At 51.9% G+C, this 20996-nt stretch carries 17 protein-coding genes and 1 pseudogene; 11 read left to right on the forward strand and 7 right to left on the reverse strand.

What is annotated here, in order from left to right; translation table 11 throughout:
• Positions 1–630 precede the first annotated feature (630 nt).
• Entirely contained in the window at positions 631–1203 is a 573-nt protein-coding gene (gene yeiP / locus FDX11_RS03080; RefSeq protein ID WP_038642029.1) for an elongation factor P-like protein YeiP, read from the reverse strand.
• Positions 1204–1360: 157 nt separating this feature from the next.
• On the opposite strand from yeiP, the gene FDX11_RS03085 reads away from it, so the two are divergent.
• The gene (locus FDX11_RS03085) at positions 1361–1615 is read left to right on the forward strand and encodes a YkgJ family cysteine cluster protein (RefSeq protein ID WP_042307277.1); all 255 of its coding nucleotides are present in this window, start codon (positions 1361–1363) and stop codon (positions 1613–1615) included.
• On the opposite strand, the gene setB is transcribed toward FDX11_RS03085, so the two are convergent.
• Complete coding sequence (gene setB, locus FDX11_RS03090) at positions 1612–2793, reverse strand: sugar efflux transporter SetB (protein ID WP_038642028.1); 1182 nt, start codon at positions 2791–2793, stop codon at positions 1612–1614. The genes FDX11_RS03085 and setB overlap by 4 nt on opposite strands.
• Before the next feature lie 368 nt (positions 2794–3161).
• Here setB and fruB point away from each other — a divergent pair, with 368 nt between their 5' ends.
• The 4 genes from fruB to FDX11_RS03115 all read left to right on the forward strand — a co-directional run bounded on the left by fruB (position 3162) and on the right by FDX11_RS03115 (position 7318).
• Positions 3162–4292, forward strand: a complete 1131-nt coding sequence (fruB, locus tag FDX11_RS03100) for a fused PTS fructose transporter subunit IIA/HPr protein (RefSeq protein ID WP_137397473.1) — start codon at positions 3162–3164, stop codon at positions 4290–4292.
• Positions 4292–5230: a 1-phosphofructokinase gene (gene fruK, locus FDX11_RS03105; RefSeq protein ID WP_006683781.1), complete on the forward strand. Its 939-nt coding sequence runs from the start codon at positions 4292–4294 to the stop codon at positions 5228–5230. Before fruB ends, fruK begins: the two co-directional genes overlap by 1 nt.
• A gap of 16 nt (positions 5231–5246) precedes the next feature.
• Positions 5247–6935 carry a PTS fructose transporter subunit IIBC gene (fruA, locus tag FDX11_RS03110; RefSeq protein WP_137350017.1) on the forward strand — a complete coding sequence of 563 codons (1689 nt, stop codon included), beginning with the start codon at positions 5247–5249 and terminating at the stop codon, positions 6933–6935.
• Positions 6936–7081: 146 nt separating this feature from the next.
• Entirely contained in the window at positions 7082–7318 is a 237-nt protein-coding gene (locus FDX11_RS03115; protein WP_042307282.1) for a YgdI/YgdR family lipoprotein, read from the forward strand.
• Positions 7319–7384: 66 nt separating this feature from the next.
• Here the strand turns inward: FDX11_RS03115 and FDX11_RS03120 are convergent, their stop codons facing one another.
• Positions 7385–8683 carry an anaerobic C4-dicarboxylate transporter gene (locus FDX11_RS03120; protein ID WP_079223422.1) on the reverse strand — a complete coding sequence of 433 codons (1299 nt, stop codon included), beginning with the start codon at positions 8681–8683 and terminating at the stop codon, positions 7385–7387.
• Positions 8684–8756: 73 nt separating this feature from the next.
• Positions 8757–9476 carry an aspartate/glutamate racemase family protein gene (locus FDX11_RS03125; RefSeq protein WP_042307286.1) on the reverse strand — a complete coding sequence of 240 codons (720 nt, stop codon included), beginning with the start codon at positions 9474–9476 and terminating at the stop codon, positions 8757–8759.
• Positions 9477–9829: 353 nt separating this feature from the next.
• Between FDX11_RS03125 and hypT the strand changes: the two genes are divergently transcribed.
• From hypT to FDX11_RS03145, 4 genes and pseudogenes are all read left to right on the forward strand, one after another.
• Entirely contained in the window at positions 9830–10741 is a 912-nt protein-coding gene (hypT, locus tag FDX11_RS03130) for a hypochlorite stress DNA-binding transcriptional regulator HypT (protein WP_137397474.1), read from the forward strand.
• A 303-nt stretch (positions 10742–11044) separates the two neighbouring features.
• Positions 11045–11986 carry a pseudouridine kinase gene (locus FDX11_RS03135; protein ID WP_042307288.1) on the forward strand — a complete coding sequence of 314 codons (942 nt, stop codon included), beginning with the start codon at positions 11045–11047 and terminating at the stop codon, positions 11984–11986.
• Positions 11974–12909, forward strand: a complete 936-nt coding sequence (locus FDX11_RS03140; RefSeq protein ID WP_079223423.1) for a pseudouridine-5'-phosphate glycosidase — start codon at positions 11974–11976, stop codon at positions 12907–12909. The genes FDX11_RS03135 and FDX11_RS03140 overlap by 13 nt, the downstream gene beginning before the upstream one ends.
• Before the next feature lie 96 nt (positions 12910–13005).
• Positions 13006–14433 (forward strand): annotated as a pseudogene (locus tag FDX11_RS03145) (NupC/NupG family nucleoside CNT transporter).
• Between the two features lie 43 nt (positions 14434–14476).
• On the opposite strand, the gene FDX11_RS03150 reads toward FDX11_RS03145, so the two are convergent.
• The 3 genes from FDX11_RS03150 to FDX11_RS03160 all read right to left on the reverse strand — a co-directional run bounded on the left by FDX11_RS03150 (position 14477) and on the right by FDX11_RS03160 (position 17540).
• Positions 14477–15565, reverse strand: a complete 1089-nt coding sequence (locus FDX11_RS03150; RefSeq protein WP_061382074.1) for a sugar kinase — start codon at positions 15563–15565, stop codon at positions 14477–14479.
• Between the two features lie 2 nt (positions 15566–15567).
• The gene (nfo, locus tag FDX11_RS03155; protein ID WP_137397475.1) at positions 15568–16425 is read right to left on the reverse strand and encodes a deoxyribonuclease IV; all 858 of its coding nucleotides are present in this window, start codon (positions 16423–16425) and stop codon (positions 15568–15570) included.
• Positions 16426–16490: 65 nt separating this feature from the next.
• On the reverse strand, positions 16491–17540 hold the full coding sequence (locus FDX11_RS03160; protein ID WP_042307297.1) for a YeiH family protein: 1050 nt from the start codon (positions 17538–17540) through the stop codon (positions 16491–16493).
• 244 nt (positions 17541–17784) lie between these two features.
• Here FDX11_RS03160 and yieE point away from each other — a divergent pair, with 244 nt between their 5' ends.
• Together yieE and lysP are read left to right on the forward strand one after the other, a co-directional pair.
• The gene (gene yieE / locus FDX11_RS03165; protein WP_079223428.1) at positions 17785–18666 is read left to right on the forward strand and encodes a DNA-binding transcriptional regulator YeiE; all 882 of its coding nucleotides are present in this window, start codon (positions 17785–17787) and stop codon (positions 18664–18666) included.
• A gap of 195 nt (positions 18667–18861) precedes the next feature.
• Entirely contained in the window at positions 18862–20331 is a 1470-nt protein-coding gene (gene lysP / locus FDX11_RS03170; protein WP_042307301.1) for a lysine-specific permease, read from the forward strand.
• Positions 20332–20996 lie beyond the last annotated feature (665 nt).

Consider the following 20996-nt stretch of genomic DNA (forward strand, 5'->3'; position numbering starts at 1 on the left):
CCAGGCTCCCGGCGGGAAAATCGTCGCTGCGCGAGTTATTCGTCTTATGCCGTCTGCCTGTCGGGTCGGGGTCGAGCCTGCGTCCATGCAGGCCGTCCCCTCTGCCCGCCTCCCTGCGGGCAGACCCGGTCAACCGTCAACGCCTCATCGATTTTCAGCCGGACCGGAGTCATCGCTTCAACGCTCTGACTTCCAGTTAAATCTGTTTTGCTGTTTAAACAAAAAACGCAAATGGTCAGGTGTAGACTGGTCCGGCTGAAAATTGCCGACGTGTTTCCGTAAGGCCGGGAGAACCCGCAGGGATGCGGGTTCAGGGCGCGCTTTACAGGGACGTTACATCGCGCCCGGCCCGGAAGCCTGGAGGAATGAGCGGAGGGAACCACGAAGTGGCAATTTTCCCGCCGGGAGCCGGGATTGTTAAGGGTACGGCGATAGTACCCTTAACACGTTCACAGACAGTATCGTTTCAGAGAAGTGATAAACATAGGGTGAACGTCACAATACGCCGGAGGTAAAAGATTCAATACCTCCGATTGTTCCACTCTCAGATATCGTTACGATCATTCATCTTTGTAAACTAACAAGCCTTACAGCCTGCGCTGTCCCTTTTCGTCAATGAGGAGCAGAAAATTAGTCTGCCCGGCCCATGTAGCGACGTTCTTCGATATGAATACGGATTTTTTCGCCCGCACTCAGATACTCAGGAACCAGGATCACCAGACCGGTAGTCAGGGTCGCAGGTTTGTTACGCGCACTTGCTGATGCCCCTTTAATGCCCGGCGCTGTTTCAACAATCTCCAGGTCTACCGTTTGCGGCAGTTCCAGCGCCAGCAGTTGGCCGTCCCAGGTCAGAACCTGCATGTCCGGCATTCCGCCTTCCGGCATGAACAACAGTTCTTCTTCAATCTGGTCTTTGGTGAAGGTATACGGGGTATAGTCTTCTTTATCCATAAAGACATATTCATTGCCATCGACGTAGGAAAAATCAACGCCACGACGGCTCAGGGTGACAGTATCAACGATATCATCGCCCTTGAAACGCTCTTCAACTTTCAGGCCGGTACGGACATCAGAAAAACGCATTTTGTACAGCGTGGCGGCGCCACGTGCGGTTGGCGATTGAATATCAATATCTTTTACAATCAGCAGCTTGCCGTTGTAGTTCAGTACCATACCTTTTTTAATTTCGTTCGCTCTTGGCATCGAAAAAATCCTGTAGTGAGGAGTGTCTAAAATATCGCGTAAAACTACTCGCGCCGGGGCATTCAGGCAAGTGGAATTGATGCTTTTGCTGGTGCAAAAAAGGTGGTACTGTGCGCTTCTCGCCCAATCCGATGGTTCACGATAAAGAGAATACTGTATGGAATGCCGTCCGGATTGTGGTGCATGCTGCACCGCGCCTTCAATCTCCAGTCCCATCCCCGGTATGCCTGATGGCAAGCCCGCTAATACACCATGCATTCAGTTGGATGAATCATTGCGCTGTAAAATTTTCGCTTCGCCGCTGCGGCCAAAAGTGTGCGCTGGTTTACAGCCCAGTGCGGAAATGTGCGGACAGACGACGCACCAGGCCATGCTGTATCTTATTGAGCTTGAATCGCTGACCGCGCCTTAAACATCTTTGATGCGCGCAAGGCACACGATGGTGGCGACGATCATCACCAGCGCAAACCAGAACACCGCGTGATAATTCCAGATTTCAGCGGCAATACCGGCCAACGATCCGGCAATAATCCAGCCTACGCGAATGGTATTCGTATAAAGGGTCGTGGCTGAACCTGCTTGTCCTGGCATCAAATCCTGGAAATAGAGCATGCCAATCCCGCCGAGGATGCCGATATAAATCGCGTTCAGTAGCTGTAAACCAAGCAATACCGCCGGAGAGTGGGCCAACAGCATACCAGCATAAAAGAAAAAGCCGGCGACGACGGCAATTCGCATCAACAGTCGCTTGCCCAGACGCTTCGCAAAGTATCCGGCAATCAACATGGTCGGGATTTCCAGCCCGGCAGCGGTTCCCATCATGATACCCGCCAGTTTTTCCGGCAAATGCAGTTCATTGATAATAAACAGCGGCATATTAATGATATAGAGGCTATTGGTCCCCCACATTAATGTGCAGATAACAAAAAGGAGCAGCGTGTCACGACGATTGCGCCGTGGCGCCTCCACCACGCCAGTGGCGAGAGGCACATTTTTACTCATCGACGGTAAGAACAGCCAAACCATTGCGCCGCAGACAATAAAAGCAACCGCCGCGCTGAGGTACATCACCGTGAAGCTAAATCCCATTGCCAGTGCGTAGGCCAGCGGCGGGCCAATTACCCAGGCCAGCGATACCTGCGCACGTAAAATTGAGCTGAACATGACCGCTTCCCGGCCTGTACGGTCGGCATGCTCGCGGGCGAGAGCAAACATTTGCGGGTTGGCGGTCGAACCAAAGCTGCTGAGGAAGACGCCGACAAACAGCAAAATAAAATAGTTGCGGTTCCAGGCAAACAGCACGCAGGCCAGCATGCCCAGCACACAACAGAAGACAATCAGGTTTTTGCGATCGCCTTTTTTATCCGATCGCCCGGCCAGAAACTGACTCACCAGGATACCGATTACGGCGCTGCCGGTAAAAAAGAACCCGACCATACCGGGACGGGCATGGACTTCATCGGTCAGAAAAAGACTCAGCGTTGGTGTCTGCAAAGCGCCGGCGATACCCGTCAGAAATGCGACAAGCAGGAACGCCGCAGACGTTAAATCGAACGCCTTAGGTGTGGCGGCTACGGGGGTGTTATGCATGTTTTGATATCAATGATGTGAAGAGACGCGGAGTTTACGCTGCTTGCCAGAAAATAAACAGGTAGCCAAATCAAAATCGGCATCAAAAATCAAAATAGCATTTCAGTCAAAGAATGCTGTTTGCTGATGTTGCTGAATCAGTCACGCTGACGCCATTTTTGCTTCAGCAATTTTATCTCTCCCGAGGAGAAAATGTGCGTTATCTCTAAATTCAGCAAGTAATTTGTCAACTTTACTTGTGTGCTGAAGAAAAAAGATCAAGACTTCTTGAAACGTTTCAGCGTCATCTTGCCATAACTGATGGAGTCAGGTGACGCCTTTTTTCTCATGTTGGCTGAATCGTTTCAATTCAGCGGGAGAGGAGAACCATGTTCCAGTTATCTGTTCAGGATATTCACCCGGGCGAACAGGCCGGGAATAAAGAAGAGGCTATTCGCCAGGTTGCCGCGGCCTTAGTGCAGGCGGGTAACGTTGCGGAAGGCTACATCGATGGCATGCTGGCGCGTGAACAACAAACGTCCACGTTTCTTGGCAACGGTATTGCTATTCCTCACGGGACGACGGACACGCGCGATCGGGTGCTGAAAACCGGTGTGCAGGTGTTTCAGTTCCCGCAGGGCGTGACCTGGGGCGAAGGGCAGGTCGCGTATGTGGCGATAGGTATTGCCGCCAGCTCTGATGAGCACCTCGGTTTACTGCGTCAGCTGACGCATGTGTTGAGTGATGACTCCGTTGCTGAACAGCTGAAATCAGCGACCACGGCGGAAGAGCTACGCGCGTTGCTGATGGGCGAAAAGCAGAGCGAACAATTAAAGCTTGATAACGAAACGCTGTCGCTGGACGTCGTTGCCAGCTCGCTGGTTACGCTGCAGGCGCTCAACGCCGCGCGGCTGAAAGAGGTCGGCGCGGTTGATGCCGCATTTGTCGCCAGAGCCATCAATGAGCAGCCGATGAATCTCGGTCAGGGTATCTGGCTGAATGACTGTGCTGAAGGCAACGTGCGCAGTGCCGTTGCGGTCAGTCGGGCAGAAACGGCGTTTGATGTCCAGGGGGAAGTGGCAGCCCTGCTGGTGACTGTCGCGATGAATGACGATCAACCGGTTGCAGTGCTGAAACGCCTTGGCGATCTGCTGCTGAACAATAAAGCTGACCGTTTGTTGAAAGCGGATGCGGCAATGGTACTGGCGCTGCTGACCAGCGATGACGCCTTAACTGATGATGTACTGAGCGCCGAATTTGTTGTGCGCAATGAGCATGGTTTACACGCCCGTCCGGGCACCATGCTGGTGAATACGATTAAACAATTTAACAGTGAAATTACCGTGACAAATCTCGATGGAACCGGCAAACCGGCAAATGGACGCAGTCTGATGAAAGTTGTGGCATTAGGCGTGAAAAAAGGACATCACCTGCGCTTTACCGCCCAGGGCGAGGATGCTGAACAGGCGCTGAAAGCGATTGGCGAAGCCATCGCGGCAGGTCTTGGGGAGGGCGCGTAATGAGCAGACGTGTTGCTACTATCACCCTTAACCCGGCCTACGACCTGGTGGGTTTCTGCCCTGAAATTGAACGCGGCGAAGTGAATCTGGTGAAAACCACCGGCCTGCATGCGGCGGGGAAAGGGATTAATGTCGCTAAAGTCCTGAAAGATTTAGGTATCGATGTCACGGTGGGCGGTTTCCTGGGTAAAGACAACCAGGATGGTTTTCAGCAGTTGTTCAGCGAGCTGGGCATTGCCAACCGTTTTCAGGTTGTACAAGGGCGTACCCGTATCAACGTCAAGCTGACCGAAAAAGACGGTGAAGTCACCGACTTCAATTTCTCCGGCTTTGAAGTTACCCCTGCTGACTGGGAACGCTTTGTGAACGATTCGCTGAGCTGGCTGGGCCAGTTCGACATGGTGTGCGTTAGCGGTAGTTTGCCGACCGGCGTGAGCCCGGAAGCTTTCACCGACTGGATGACGCGTCTGCGCAGTCAGTGTCCGTGCATTATCTTTGATAGTAGTCGTGAAGCGTTGGTGGCAGGTCTGAAGGCGGCGCCGTGGCTGGTGAAGCCAAACCGTCGTGAACTGGAAATCTGGGCGGGTCGTAAACTGCCTGAAATGAAAGATGTGATTGATGCGGCGCATGCGCTGCGCGAGCAGGGTATTGCTCATGTGGTGATTTCACTCGGTGCGGAAGGCGCGCTGTGGGTTAACGCTTCGGGTGAGTGGATTGCTAAACCGCCGTCAGTTGAGGTGGTAAGCACCGTAGGCGCAGGTGATTCAATGGTTGGCGGTCTGATTTACGGCCTGCTGATGCGTGAGTCCAGCGAACATACCCTGCGTCTGGCGACGGCTGTTGCCGCCCTGGCGGTAAGCCAAAGTAACGTGGGCATTACCGATCGTCCTCAGTTGGCCGCAATGATGGCGCGTGTCGACTTAAAACCGTTTAACTGACAGCAGGAGAGGCATAATGAAAACGCTGCTGATTATTGACGCTAATCTCGGCCAGGCTCGCGCTTACATGGCGAAAACCCTGCTTGGAGCGGCGGCGCAAAAAGCGCATCTGGAAATTATTGATAATCCGAATGATGCAGAACTGGCGATTGTTCTGGGCGACACGCTTCCTGCCGACAGCTCGCTGAACGGCAAAAAAGTCTGGCTCGGCGATATCGGTCGTGCGGTTGCGCATCCTGAACTCTTCCTCAGCGAAGCGAAAGGCCATGCAAAACCTTACAGCGCCCCGGTTGCGACAGCGCCTGTGGCCAGCAGTGGTCCAAAACGTGTGGTGGCGGTGACGGCGTGTCCGACCGGCGTTGCCCATACGTTTATGGCTGCTGAAGCTATTGAAACAGAAGCGAAAAAACGTGGCTGGTGGGTGAAGGTTGAAACCCGTGGCTCGGTCGGGGCAGGCAATGCCATTACCCCGGAAGAGGTGGCTCAAGCGGATCTGGTGATTGTGGCGGCTGACATTGAAGTTGATCTGGCCAAGTTTGCCGGAAAACCAATGTACCGCACGTCTACTGGCCTGGCGCTGAAGAAAACGAAGCAGGAGCTGGACAAAGCGCTGGAAGAAGCTACGCCGTATCAGCCAACCGGCAAGGCTCAGTCTGCGGCAACCGAAGGTAAGAAAGAGAGCGCTGGCGCGTATCGTCACCTGCTGACGGGCGTGTCTTATATGCTGCCGATGGTGGTCGCTGGCGGTCTGTGTATTGCGCTCTCATTCGCCTTTGGTATTGAAGCGTTTAAAGAGCAGGGCACGTTGGCGGCGGCGCTGATGCAGATTGGCGGTGGTTCAGCCTTTGCGTTGATGGTGCCGGTTCTGGCGGGTTATATTGCATTTTCCATTGCTGACCGTCCGGGTCTGACGCCAGGTCTTATCGGCGGTATGCTGGCAGTGAGCACTGGTTCTGGCTTTATTGGCGGGATTATTGCCGGTTTTCTTGCCGGTTATGTGGCGAAGCTCATTAGTACCAGGCTGAAACTCCCGCAGAGCATGGAAGCGCTGAAACCGATTCTGATCATTCCACTGCTTTCAAGCCTGGTGGTGGGCCTGGCCATGATCTACCTGATCGGTAAACCGGTAGCGGGCATTCTGGAAGGTCTGACCCACTGGCTGCAAACCATGGGTACGGCGAATGCGGTACTGCTCGGTGCGATTCTTGGCGGCATGATGTGTACCGATATGGGCGGCCCGGTTAACAAAGCGGCGTATGCTTTCGGTGTAGGTCTGCTGAGTACGCAAACTTATGCGCCGATGGCTGCCATTATGGCTGCGGGGATGGTACCTCCGCTGGCGCTGGGTCTGGCAACGCTGGTTGCACGTCGTAAGTTCGACAAAGCCCAGCAGGAGGGCGGTAAAGCTGCGCTGGTGCTGGGTCTGTGCTTTATCACCGAAGGCGCAATCCCATTTGCCGCGCGTGACCCAATGCGCGTTCTGCCTTGCTGTATCGTTGGCGGCGCGATTACCGGTGCTCTCTCCATGGCGGTAGGTGCGAAGCTGATGGCGCCACACGGCGGTCTGTTTGTGCTGTTAATCCCTGGCGCAATTACGCCGGTGGTTGGCTATCTGCTGGCCATTATTGCCGGTACGCTGGTCGCCGGTCTCTCCTACGCGGTGCTGAAGCGCCCGGAAGCAGAGGTTGTGGCAAAGGCGGCCTGATTAAGAACTGAAATCCAGGGCAGAGAAATCTCTGCCCTTTTTTTATGCATTAACCCTTACCGTTGCAGCATCGCCACAATAATCCATCCTGCCTTAAGCAAATTCGATAAAGTGCCTTTAAATCAAACTGGTCACGGAAATCGAATATGAAAAAAGCGCCCATTTTTGCTGTTCTGTCACTCGCTACGCTGCTGCTGACGGGGTGTTCAACTACCTGGGTGATGACAACAACGTCAGGTTCAACAATAGAGACGCAAGGCAAGCCTGAGCAAGACCCCGAGACAGGACTGACAAAATATGCTGACGCCTATGGCTATCACCGCGTGATTAAAAGCAGCGATGTGAAGCAAATAGATAAAGGTAAGACGGTATTGATGTGGTGAGTCGGGGCAGATGAGTAGAGAATCATTCAGGGGCGATATCTCTGTCGCGCCCCTGAATAAGACGGCTCAGGCAATCATTGGCGCGATGATGAAACCAAAAGCAACGCCAGCGACTATCCCACCCAGTCCCGGCAACATAAACGGGTGGTTTAAGACATACTTACCTACGCGCGTTGTCCCGGTGGTGTCGAACTCCATCGCCGCCAGTGAGGTCGGGTACGTTGGTAGAACAAATACGCCGGTCACAGCCACATAGGAAGCCAGAATAGCCCAGGTGGGAACGCCAAGTGCGACGGCAAGCGGGATAATCAACGGCGTGGTGGCCCCCTGCGAATAGAGCAGCGCGCAGGTGCCAAATAACACCAGAGCCAACAGCATCGGGTAGGCCTGCAGAATATTCCCCGCGATGTCCTTAATCTCCGCTAAGTGCGCGTCAATGAATGTGGTTCCCAGCGTAACAATACCGAGAATGACTGCCAGCGAACTCATCCCGGCGCGAAAAGTGGACGTCAGGACAATGGCATCTGTAGATGTTTTGCACAGCACCACCATCAGGCAAGCGGCAGCCAGCATGCAGATAATAATGATATCCCGCGTATTCATTGGGTTGCCAGCGTCAAACCCCGGACGTAACTGAGGGAATGCGGCAAGAATAACGATGAGCACCGTGGCCAGCATAAACAGGGCGACGGAAAGCCTTGCACCCGGCGTGATACTGTTTTGCCCTTCGTATTTACGCACCAGCCCTTTCTGCAGGCGTTCCAGATAGACCTCATCGTCTTCAAGCTCACATCCCTGGCGCGAAGCGATGAATGCGCCAACCATCGCGGCAACAAACGAGGCTGGCAGACATACGGCCATAACCTGGATAAAGCTGATGCCGTTACCTTCCATGATGGTCAGCATTGCGGCCATTGCGGCGCTGATCGGCGAGCCGGATATCGCTACCTGGGATGCCACTACGGAACCAGCGAGCGTACGAGAAGGGCGGATACCCGACTCTTTCGCAACTTCTGCAATCACCGGCAGGGTTGAAAATACAATGAAACCTGTTCCCGCCATTATGGTCATCGACCAGGTGATAATCGGTGCAATGACATTGATATATTTAGGATTACGACGCATAAAATTGCCGGCAATGCGTACCAGATAATCCATGCCTCCGGCTGCCTGTAGCGCTGATGCCGCCACAACCACCGTCATAATAATAAGAATGACGTCCACAGGCGGTGAGCCAATTTTTAGATCAAATCCCAGGGTTAAAATAGCCAGCCCCAGCCCACCGCATAAACCGATACCAATTCCGCCGAGGCGGATACCGAAAAATATTGCGCCCAATACTACGATAATTTCCAACCAAAGCATAATGGCCTCCGCCAGATAATAATTTGCTATAAGAATGGCTTTTATTAAATGTGATGATTAAATGGTTGTTTTTTTATTGCGCCAGCAGGTGGCTTTTTCCAACGCGTTTTTCATACCACTTGATTCCGGCACGAACTAACGAACCGGTTGAATCAATATATTTGGCTGGTGATTTCTTGATAGCTTCAGCAAGGATTACGGGAACTTCAGTACATCCCAGAACGATGACTTCCGCGCCGCGTGAGAAAAGTGCTTCAGCCTGTTCATTCATTAATTTTTGTGCTTGCTTAACATCGCCAGCTTTCAGGCAATAAATGCTTTCCATTACTTTTTCCTGGCTGGAGGAATCAGGGCTGACGCAGGTTAACCCCAGAGATTCTATCCCTTTTTGGTAGAGACCCATGTACAACGTGGCGTTGGTGGCAAGCAATCCGATGCGCGATTTTCCGCAGTTTCTAACCTCACTCAGGGTTGTCTCCACAATACTGAGCAACTCTGTATGACAGGATTCTTTTAACTCTTTAAACCAAAAGTGGGCGGTATTACACGGGATCACAATACACTCTGCGCCAGCATCTTCGAGTTTATGCATATAATCGCGCATGGCCGGAAGAGGGGAATTACCATGACGCATTAATGCGTCAGTTCGGTCTGGTATATCAGGAATAGATGAAATAATTAATGGGATATGTTCCTGATCGCGTTGCGCTGCGGTAAATGTGACGAATTTATTAAATAGATCGACGGTTGCAGCAGGTCCCATACCACCAAGAACGCCAATTAAACCTTTCACGATATATACCTCATTTCACCGTTAAATAATATTCAGGCTGTGTTTTGTCTTGCCCTAATGTTTAACAGCAGAGCGTTGCGAGGAGAAATGCAATAATGTTTGTCTTAATGCAAAAACTGCATGACTGTAGTTTTTTACGCCATCCTATGGGGTTAGGATAGCGTGGCAAGCCTGAAGTTCTGCAAGCAGAGTAGGGTTGTGGCTGAAGGGTGACGCTGACATGTTAATGTCAAAAACGAAGGTTTGATGCAAAAAACGAATCATCGTGGGCTGATCGTCAATATCATCTCTGGAATTCTTCAGGCATGATGTTTTTAGGCTCATCAACATATTTAAACATCCGTGTGACAGGTATGAAAAATATTGAGACAAAATGGTTATATGATTTTCTGACGCTGGAGGCATGCCGTCATTTTTCCCAGGCTGCGGAGGAGCGCAATATATCTCAGCCGGCATTTAGCCGGAGGATCAAAGCGCTCGAATCAGCCGTGGGGGTGCAGCTGTTTGATCGCACGACGACACCGCTACAACTCACGGAGGAGGGTAAGTTATTCCATTCGCAAACGCGTAGCCTGCTACAACAGCTGGAATGTAATCTGGACGAACTCAGTGGTCACAATCTGCTTGGGGTACCCAATATAAAAATCGCGGCAGCGCATTCTTTGTCGCTGACCATGTTGCCCCGGTTAGTGCATTCAATGGCGGCCTGGGGGGAAGAATTTGTCTGGCACGTCGAGGCGATTGATGTGGTGCAAGCGGTGAATACCCTGCGCGAGGGGAAAAGTGATTTTATTATCTCGTTTCGTGATGAAGATTTGATGCAGTCACCTTTCTGTGGCTTGAAGGTTTTTGAGTCTGAGCTTTATCCCGTCTGTGCCACCGATGGTCAGGGGAACGCGTTGTTTGATATCTATCAGCCGCAGGCGCCGATTCTGAACTATACCAGCACATCCTACATGGGAAGATTGGTAAACCGTCAGTTGGCGGAAGTAGGCGGCATTTCAGCACGTACGTTGTTTATGTCTTCGATGAGTGAGTTGTTGAAAAACATGGCGCTGGATGGGCATGGCATCGCCTGGCTACCAGCGTGGTCGATTGTCAACGAGCTGCGCGATAAGCGTCTGGTGCGTCTGGAGACACCTGAGCTGATGGTGCCAATTCAGGCCTATATTTACCGGATGGACACGCGATTGAATAAAACGGCTGAACATTTCTGGCGTATTTTGTACAACCATGTGCCAGAGGACCTGGTTTCGCTTACCTGAGACGCGCCAGCTTGCCAGGCGCATCTGAAAAATCTCCGGTTATGCCGGAGTTATACTTTTTAGTCTGCTTAATTTGTGTACTGCCTCTCATTTCCTCTCTCCCTTACAAACTGTATCTATAAAAAATTGTGATTCTGTTCATATCTATTGGTTTTAGATCTTGCAGATGGGTTTACTTTGTCAAAAACCTGCTTACTATAAACACGTGTTCGATATTGAACATATGCTCTAATAATTTTGTGTGTGGCGGTGGTTATTCTTAACGAACTCATTAGTGGCAAGATAATTGCCAGGGGACGTGCTATGCGTGAAAAGGAATACATAGTAACTATTGGCTCTGCCAATATGGATGTTGCTGGGTATTCGCATGCTTCTCTAAATTATGCGGATTCGAATCCAGGAAAGATAAAATTCACCCCCGGCGGAGTTGGACGCAACATTGCACATAATCTCGCGCTGCTGGGTAAAAATTCGTGGTTACTGACTGCGGTTGGTAATGATTTTTATGGTCAATCGTTATTGGCGCAAACTAATCTATCCGGAGTACATGTTGATAAGTGTCTTATCGTTCCCGGAGAGAATACATCGAGTTATTTATCTCTGCTTGATAACACCGGTGAAATGCTGGTTGCCATTAATGATATGAGTATCACTGAACATATTTCACCGGGTTTTTTATCGCAGCAGCATGATTTTATTCGGCAGGCGAAAGTTATCGTCGCCGATTGCAATATCAGCGAAGATGCCCTGGCATGGGTACTGGAAAATGCCGGAGATGTTCCGGTGTTTGTCGACCCGGTATCGGCATGGAAGTGCGTCAAAATTCGTGAGCGGCTTGGACAAATTCACACCCTCAAACCTAACCGGCTTGAAGCCGAAACGCTGAGCGGTATTGCGCTTTCCGGGCGTGATGATGTTGGCAAAGTTGCCGCCTGGTTTCACGATCGCGGCTTAAATCGCCTGGTGCTCAGTATGGGCGGTGATGGAGTTTATTACAGTGATATTGCGGGGGATTGCGGTTGGTCGCTGCCGATTAAAACTCACGTCATTAATGTTACCGGGGCTGGCGATGCGATGATGGCGGGACTGGCTTCCTGCTGGGTAGACGGCATGCCCTTTATTGATTCGGTTCGATTTGCGCAGGGTTGTTCATCAATGGCGTTAGCCTGTGAATATACCAATAACCCTGATTTGTCTGTTGCGAATGTTATCTCAATCGTGGAGAACACAGAATGTCTGAATTAACTCTTTCCTCTGAATTATTACAAATATCTCCAGAAGTACAGGAAGCATTAAACGGTAAAAAACCGATTGTTGCCCTCGAATCAACCATTATTTCTCATGGTATGCCATTTCCGCAGAATGCCCAGACCGCTATTGAAGTCGAAGAAACTATTCGTGAACATGGGGCAGTTCCTGCGACCATTGCTATTATTGGCGGGGTAATGAAAGTTGGTTTAAGCAAAGATGAAATTGAGTTGCTTGGGAGAGAGGGACATAGCGTTACTAAAGTCAGTCGTCGTGATTTACCATTTGTGGTTGCTGCAGGAAAAAATGGTGCGACGACAGTTGCCTCAACCATGATTATTGCCTCCCTGGCTGGAATTAAAGTATTTGCAACGGGCGGGATTGGTGGTGTTCATCGTGGTGCTGAACATACCTTTGATATTTCCGCGGATCTGCAAGAACTGGCGCATACCAATGTCACGGTAATTTGTGCCGGCGCGAAATCTATTCTTGATCTCGGTTTAACGACCGAATATTTAGAAACCTTTGGCGTGCCGTTAATTGGATATCAGACCAACGCGTTGCCGGCATTTTTCTGCCGAACCAGTCCGTTTGAGGTCAGTATTCGTTTGGACAGCGCAAAAGAGATTGCCCGTGCCATGGCGGTGAAATGGCAGACAGGTCTCGATGGCGGTCTGGTTGTTGCAAACCCAATCCCAGAGCAGTTTGCGATGGCTGAAGAGAAAATTAATGCGGCAATCGATCGGGCGGTAAAAGAAGCGGAAGAGCAGGGTGTTGTGGGCAAAGAGAGTACGCCGTTCCTGCTGGCGCGCGTTGCGGAGCTGACCGGTGGTGACAGCCTGAAATCAAATATTCAGCTGGTGTTCAACAACGCGGTACTGGCTTGTGAAATTGCGAAGGAGTATCAACGCCTCGCCTGACCAAATTTTCCGGGCAGAATGCGGTCGCCCGCGGATAGCAAACCTACCAAAACCTGGCGGTAACGCCGGGTTTCCTGGCATGAAGGGAATTTCATTATGGATATAATGAGAAGTGTTGTGGGTATGGTGGTATTACTGACTATCGCGTTTCTGCTGTCAGTAAATAAAAAGCGTATTAGTCTGCGCACAGTCGGAGCTGCGCTGGGACTGCAAATTGCAATCGGCGGCATTATGCTCTATTTCCCGCCGGGGAAATGGCTGGTGGAACAGGCCGCGCTCGGTGTCCACAAGGTTATGTCGTATAGTGACGCGGGAAGCGCATTTATCTTTGGCTCCCTGGTCGGGCCAAAAATGGATGTGCTGTTCGATGGCGCCGGGTTTATCTTCGCCTTTCGGGTGCTCCCGGCCATCATTTTTGTGACTGCCCTAATCAGCCTGCTCTACTACATTGGCGTGATGGGGCTGTTGATCCGCATCCTCGGCGGTATTTTCCAGAAAGCGCTGAACATCAGTAAGATCGAGTCATTTGTCGCAGTAACGACGATTTTCCTCGGGCAAAACGAGATCCCGGCGATCGTCAAACCGTTTATGGACCGGCTGAATCGCAATGAGCTGTTTACCGCTATTTGTAGCGGGATGGCCTCGATTGCTGGCTCAATGATGATTGGTTACGCTGGAATGGGCGTTCCGATTGACTATTTGCTGGCGGCATCGTTGATGGCAATCCCTGGCGGTATTTTGTTCGCGCGTATGCTGAGTCCGGCAACTGAAGAATCACGCGTCACCTTTGAGAACCTTTCATTTACCGAAACGCCGCCGAAAAGCATCATCGAAGCAGCGGCGAGCGGGGCGATGACCGGGCTGAAAATTGCCGCAGGCGTGGCGACGGTAGTAATGGCATTTGTCGCCATTATCGCGCTGATTAACGGCATTATCGGCGGAATTGGTGGTTGGTTTGGTTTTGGTCACGCCACCCTGGAAGGAATATTCGGCTGGCTACTTGCACCGCTGGCTTGGATTATGGGCGTGGACTGGAGCGATGCGCGGTTGGTTTGGTTTTGGTCATGCCACCCTGGAAGGGATCTTTGGCTATGTATTAGCCCCGCTGGCGTGGATTATGGGCGTGGACTGGAGCGATGCGACGCTGGCAGGTAGCCTGATTGGTCAGAAGCTGGCAATCAACGAGTTTGTCGCGTATCTCAACTTCTCGCCGTATCTGCAAACTGGCGGGGCACTGGATGTGAAGAAAAGCTGGCAATCAACGAGTTTGTCGCCTATCTCAACTTCTCGCCGTATTTGCAAACTGGCGGGGCACTGGATGTGAAGACCATTGCGATTATTTCGTTTGCGCTGTGCGGGTTTGCTAACTTTGGTTCGATTGGCGTTGTTGTCGGCGCATTTTCGGCGATAGCGCCACAGCGAGCTCCGGAAATCGCGCAGCTTGGAATGCGCGCGCTGGCAGCAGCAACGTTGTCAAACCTGATGAGCGCCACCATAGCGGGTTTCTTTATCGGTATAGCATAGTGAGAGCAATGCCGGATAAGCGTGGCGCTATCCGGCATTACATTTAAGCTGTTTGCAGCAAATATAAGGCGTTATCTGCCGAGAGGGTTGGGTTGTTGATGCTGACGCTGGCTCGCGATAATGCCGCGCAGGCCATGGCAAAGTGAGCGCTTTCACGAAACTCGCTACCTTCCAGAAAGCTGTACAGCAATCCCGCCATAAAAGCGTCATCGGCGCCAAAACTGTCTACGATCGTATGATCGGGAGGTGTCAGTAAAAACTGTTCTCCGTCCTTTTCGCTGCAAAAAACGGAATCATCTTCCAGGCAGACAAAGATCCGTTTTACACCTTGCTGATGCAGACTATTGACGGCCAGTATGCGATCGGCATCTGAATGGATAGGTTGGCCCCACAAAATCGCCAGCTCTTTCTGCGTTGGTTTAAGCGTATGAATACGCTTAAACCATGTCTTCATTTTTGCCGCTTTGAACTCTGAAACGGTGTCAATGAATACGGGAATATCATCAGCAATCGTAAAGACCCACTCAATGGCTTCGGCGGTCAGATTGCAATCTGCCAGTACGACACCGGAATGGCGGATCAAATCTCGCGACCCGTTCAGCAACTGTGGCGTTAATTGCTGCAGGATATGGGTATCGTTAATTGCCAGTACGGTTTCTTCCTGCTGATTAGCGATCGACAGGTAGGTTGAGGTGTTATGCCCATGCAGGCGTATGCAACTTGCAACGTTTACACCGGCCTGACGCGTTTGTTCCAGCAATGTTTCCCCATAGAAATCACTGCCAACAGCGGAAATTAAGTGAACGTCACGGCCCAGCAGCGCCAGGTTGTGGGCGATGTTGCGTCCTACGCCGCCTGCCGAGCAGTGAATGCTGCCAGGATTAGAAGCAGCCTGAGGATAGTGGATGTCTGCAACACCACGAATATCCATGTTGATAGCCCCGACAACCACGCAATAATCCTGTTCGGTAAGGATATAACCTTTACCTTTGATCATGCCTTTACGCATCAAATCCATAATATGCGCAGCGACGCGTGAACGGCTTATCTGCAGAATATCGGCGATTTCATTCTGCTGAATCAACGGATTGCGACGCAGGATCTTAAGGATCTGCTTTTCCCTGTCGTTCATAATTACGCCACCGTTTGTTCTGTTTGCTGGGCTTTCAGCCAGGCAATCTCTTCTGCCCAGATATCCGGATTAATCGTTTCCAGCACCAGCGGAATGCCGTCAAAACGACTATCCTGCATGATCCAACGGAAAGCGTCGTGGCCAATATTCCCTTCACCTAAGCTATGGTGACGGTCAACGCGACTGCCAAACGTGCTCTTGGCGTCGTTCAGGTGCATTCCGCGTAGATAGTTGAAACCGACAATACGTTCAAATTCCGCAAACGTCTTTTCGCATTCCTCGACGGAACGCAAATCGTAACCGGCAGCGAAAGCATGGCAGGTATCAATACAGACGCCAACACGGGATTTATCTTCAACACCATCAATAATGGCGGCAAGGTGCTCAAACTTAAATCCGAGATTGCTGCCCTGTCCGGCGGTATTTTCGATAACTGCCGTAACCCCCTGGGTCTGAGCGAGGGCGATGTTGATAGATTCAGCAATACGCGCCAGACATTCATCTTCCGGGATCTGCATCAAATGGCTGCCCGGATGAAAGTTGAGCAGCGATAAACCGAGCAGCTCACAACGCTGCATTTCATCGATAAACGCATCGCGTGACTTTTCCAGTGCCTCGCTGACCGGGTGACCGAGGTTAATCAGATAGCTGTCGTGAGGCAGGATCTGGGCGGAAGTATAGTGATACTTCTCGCAAGCAGACTTGAAATCATCAATGATTTCAGTGGTCAGCGGCGCGGCGCGCCACTGACGCTGATTTTTGGTGAACAGGGCGAATGCGGTAGCTTCAATTTCTGCGGCCCGAATAGCGGCGTTAGCCAGACCGCCAGCGGCGCTTACGTGCGCTCCAATATATTTCATAAATTAAACCCGCCATACTCAAAAGGGGAGAGTATAGCGGGTTAAGGGAAGTGAGTCGTGATCGTTTATGCCATCAGCGCGTGGATAGCGACGTTAATCGCACCACCACCCACAATCAACCAGACAAACAGCAGTAGCGCCATTAGTAACGGTTTGGCACCGGCTTTTTTCAGGGCGCTCACGTGAGTGGTTAGCCCCAGTGCGGCCATTGCCATTGCCAGCAGCACGGTATCCAGCGTCACCAGCATACTCACTACCGACTGCGGCAGCAGGTGGAAAGAGTTAAAAATCGCCACCACAATGAACAGGATGGCAAACCATGGAATAGTGATTTTGCTCTTCTCACCACCTGTTGCCGGAGACAGTTGTTTTACTCGTGCGGCCAACAGGATGAGGAACGGCGCCAGCATCATGACGCGCAGCATTTTGGCAATCACCGCGGCGTTTTCAGCATCCGGGTTAATGGCGTGTCCGGCGGCAACAACCTGCGCAACCTCATGCATGGTGGAGCCAATGTAAATGCCGTAGGTTTCTGGACTAAACCAGTGCGCCAACAGCGGATACATCGCCGGATACAGGAAGATAGCGATAGTACCGAAGATGACCACGGTGGCGACGGCAACCGTCACTTTACTGGCTTCCGCTTTCACCACTGGTTCAGTTGCCAGCACGGCGGCGGCACCACAAATGCTGCTCCCCGCGCCAATCAGCCAACTGGTGTGTCGGTCCAGACCAAACACTTTCTGCCCCAGGAAGCAGGCAATCATAAAGGTGCTGCTGAGCGTTAACACATCAATTACGATACCGCTGACGCCGACGTCAGCAATTTGCGCGAAGGTAAGGCGGAAACCGTAGAGGATTATCCCCAGGCGTAATAAATGTTGTTTGGCAAACAGGACGCCGCCATCGCAGCTTTTCCAGATTTGTGGATATACGGTGTTGCCGATAACCATCCCAAACAAGATGGCTAAGGTGAGGGCGCTGAACCCGGCGCCAGCGACGGCGGGAATGGATCCCCCCCACAAGGCGACCCCAGTGATAACTGCACTCAGGGCAAGCCCCGGAATAAAATGCCACGCTGTACGACGATGAGTCTGTAAGGTGAGTTCTGTCATATCCTTCTCCTTTATCTGGGTAAAAGAGTACGGCGATGTGGTTTAAAAATAAAATTGATTATATATTTATAATTAATCTATATAAGTGGTATACCCGTCATACTTCAAGTTGCATGCGCGTTGGCTGCGCTCGTTCACCCCAGTCACGTACTTAAGTACGCTCCCGGGGATGCTCTCTCTTGCCGCCTTCCTGCAACTCGAATTATTTAGGGTATAAGTAACGGATATCCGGTGGAAAACGACTATGCATATCACCCTGCGACAACTTGAAGTGTTTGCTGAGGTACTGAAAAGCGGCTCGACAACCCAGGCATCTGTCATGCTGGCACTGTCGCAGTCGGCGGTGAGTGCGGCGCTTACCGATCTGGAAGGGCAGCTTGGCGTACAGCTGTTTGATCGCGTTGGCAAGCGGTTGGTGGTCAATGAGCACGGGCGCTTACTCTACCCGCGCGCGTTGGCGTTACTTGAGCAAACGATAGAAATCGAACAGCTTTTTCGTGAGGATAATGGCGCGATTCGCGTCTATGCCAGCAGCACCATCGGCAACTATATTTTGCCCGCCATGATCGCCCGTTATCGCCATGATTTCCCGGATTTACCCCTGGAGCTGAGCGTGGGTAACAGCCAGGATGTGATCAACGCTGTCCTGGATTTTCGCGTAGATATTGGGTTGATCGAAGGGCCGTGCCACAGCACAGAAATTATCTCTGAACCATGGCTGGAGGACGAACTGGTGGTGTTTGCCGCCCCGTCTTCGCCGCTAACAAAAGGCCCCGTGACGCTGGATCAACTGGCTGCTTCGCCGTGGATCTTACGTGAGCGAGGTTCCGGTACGCGTGAACTGGTAGATTACCTGTTGCTATCGCATCTGCCGAGATTCCAGATGGCGATGGAGTTGGGTAACTCCGAGGCCATTAAGCATGCGGTGCGCCATGGGCTCGGTATCAGCTGTTTGTCGCGTCGAGTCATTGCAGAACAGTTACAGGCGGGCACGCTGAGTGAAGTTCCCGTGCCGCTGCCGCGTTTAGTTCGCACGCTCTGGCGCGTTCATCATCGACAAAAACATCTCTCTAACGCCATTACGCGCTTTTTACATTACAGCGACCAGGTTGCGCAGGGCGAATAACGCCCTCACTGCCGTAATATCACCTCTAAGCATAATGGCGGTTTCGTCTTCACCGCCATGCTCCGCCCATTTTCTGCTTTACTTATAATCCGCGGCCAGTCATGAAGGTCTCTTATAACAGCGCATTTGTGCCGGAAGAAAGCCGTTTCGTCTGCTACAATCGCGCCTCATTTTTTGGATGGATAGCATTTTCACATGGTTTCCGAAACTAAAACCACAGAAGCGCCCACGCTACGTCGTGAACTGAAGGCGCGTCACCTGACGATGATTGCCATCGGAGGCTCCATCGGTACAGGTCTTTTCGTTGCATCTGGTGCAACTATTTCTGCTGCGGGTCCTGGCGGCGCGTTGTTCTCGTATATTCTGATTGGTCTGATGGTGTATTTTCTGATGACCAGCCTCGGTGAACTGGCAGCCTATATGCCGGTTTCCGGTTCGTTCTCTACCTACGGTCAGAACTATGTAGAAGAAGGCTTCGGCTTCGCGCTGGGCTGGAACTACTGGTACAACTGGGCGGTGACAATTGCCGTTGACCTGGTGGCCGCGCAACTGGTAATGAGCTGGTGGTTCCCGGACACGCCAGGCTGGATCTGGAGTGCACTGTTTCTCGGCGTTATCTTCCTGCTGAACTACATTTCCGTGCGCGGGTTTGGCGAAGCGGAGTACTGGTTCTCACTGATCAAAGTGACCACCGTGATTATCTTCATCGTGGTTGGCGTGATGATGATTGTCGGTATCTTCAAAGGTGCTCAGCCGGTGGGCTGGAGCAACTGGACTACCGGTGATGCGCCTTTTGCCGGTGGTTTTGCCGCGATGATTGGCGTGGCGATGATTGTCGGCTTCTCTTTCCAGGGAACTGAGCTTATCGGTATCGCGGCAGGGGAATCGGAAGATCCTGAGAAGAATATTCCACGCGCGGTGCGTCAGGTGTTCTGGCGAATCCTGCTGTTCTATGTGTTCGCGATTTTGATTATCAGCCTGATCATTCCGTACACCGATCCAAGCCTGCTGCGTAACGATGTGAAAGACATCAGCGTTAGCCCGTTCACGCTGGTATTCCAGCACGCGGGTCTGCTGTCTGCGGCGGCGGTAATGAACGCGGTTATCCTGACGGCGGTACTGTCTGCGGGTAACTCCGGAATGTATGCTTCTACGCGTATGCTTTACACCCTGGCCTGTGACGGTAAAGCGCCGCGTATTTTCGCCAAACTGTCTCGAGGTGGTGTGCCGCGTAATGCACTGTATGCAACTACGGTGGTGGCGGGGCTGTGCTTCCTGACCTCAATGTTTGGTAACCAGACCGTATACCTGTGGCTGCTGAATACTTCCGGGATGACGGGCTTTATCGCCTGGTTAGGGATTGCTATCAGCCATTATCGTTTCCGTCGTGGTTATGTGTTGCAAGGACACGATGTGAAGGATCTGCCGTATCGTTCTGGCTTCTTCCCGCTGGGGCCGATCTTTGCCTTCGTGCTGTGCCTGATCATTACTCTGGGTCAGAACTACGAAGCGTTCCTGAAGGACAGCATTGACTGGGGGGGGGTGATGGCAACCTATATCGGTATCCCGCTGTTCCTGATTATCTGGTTTGGTTATAAGCTGACGAAAGGTACTCATTTCGTTCGCTACAGCGAAATGAAATTCCCTGGACGCGTGAAGAAGTAATCTTGTACCTGATGGCACCGTGCTAATCCGACCTACGTAAGATAGTGTAGGTCGGGTAAGCCCTCCATGCTGCCATCCGGCAGACAATAACCCCCCCGCCACTCACCATGTTCAGTTAACATCTCAGTTTCAGAAAGCATCAACATGTGTTGGCGGGATAATGAACATGCTCTCTCTGAGAAAGGGTTCCGTTCACCTCATGTTCATCGCTTCTCTGTACACTGAACGCCAGTGAACGTGTTAAGGGTGCTATCGCCGCACCCTTAACAATCCCGGCTCCCGGCGGGAAAATTGTTGCTGCGCAATACCCTCCGCTTATTCCTTCAGGCTACCGGGCCGGGCGCGAGGTAGCGTCCTTGCAAAGCGCGCCCTGAGCCAGCATCCATGCTGGCTCTCCCGGCCTTACGGAAACACGTCGGCAATTTTCAGCCGGACCAGCCCACACCTCACCATCTGCGTTTTTTGGTCTGAACAGCAAAACAGATTTAACTGGAAGTCAGAGCGTTGAAGCGATGACTCCGGTCCGGCTGAAAATCGATGAGGCGTTGACGGCTGACCGGGTCTGCCCGCAGGGATGCGGGCAGAGGGGATGGCCTGCAGGGACGCAGGCTCGGCCCCGACCCGACAGGCAGACGGCATAAGACGAATGAATCGCGCAGCGACGA

The sequence above is a fragment of the Citrobacter sp. wls714 genome (genome assembly GCF_005281025.1).
GTDB classification, from domain to species: domain Bacteria; phylum Pseudomonadota; class Gammaproteobacteria; order Enterobacterales; family Enterobacteriaceae; genus Citrobacter; species Citrobacter werkmanii.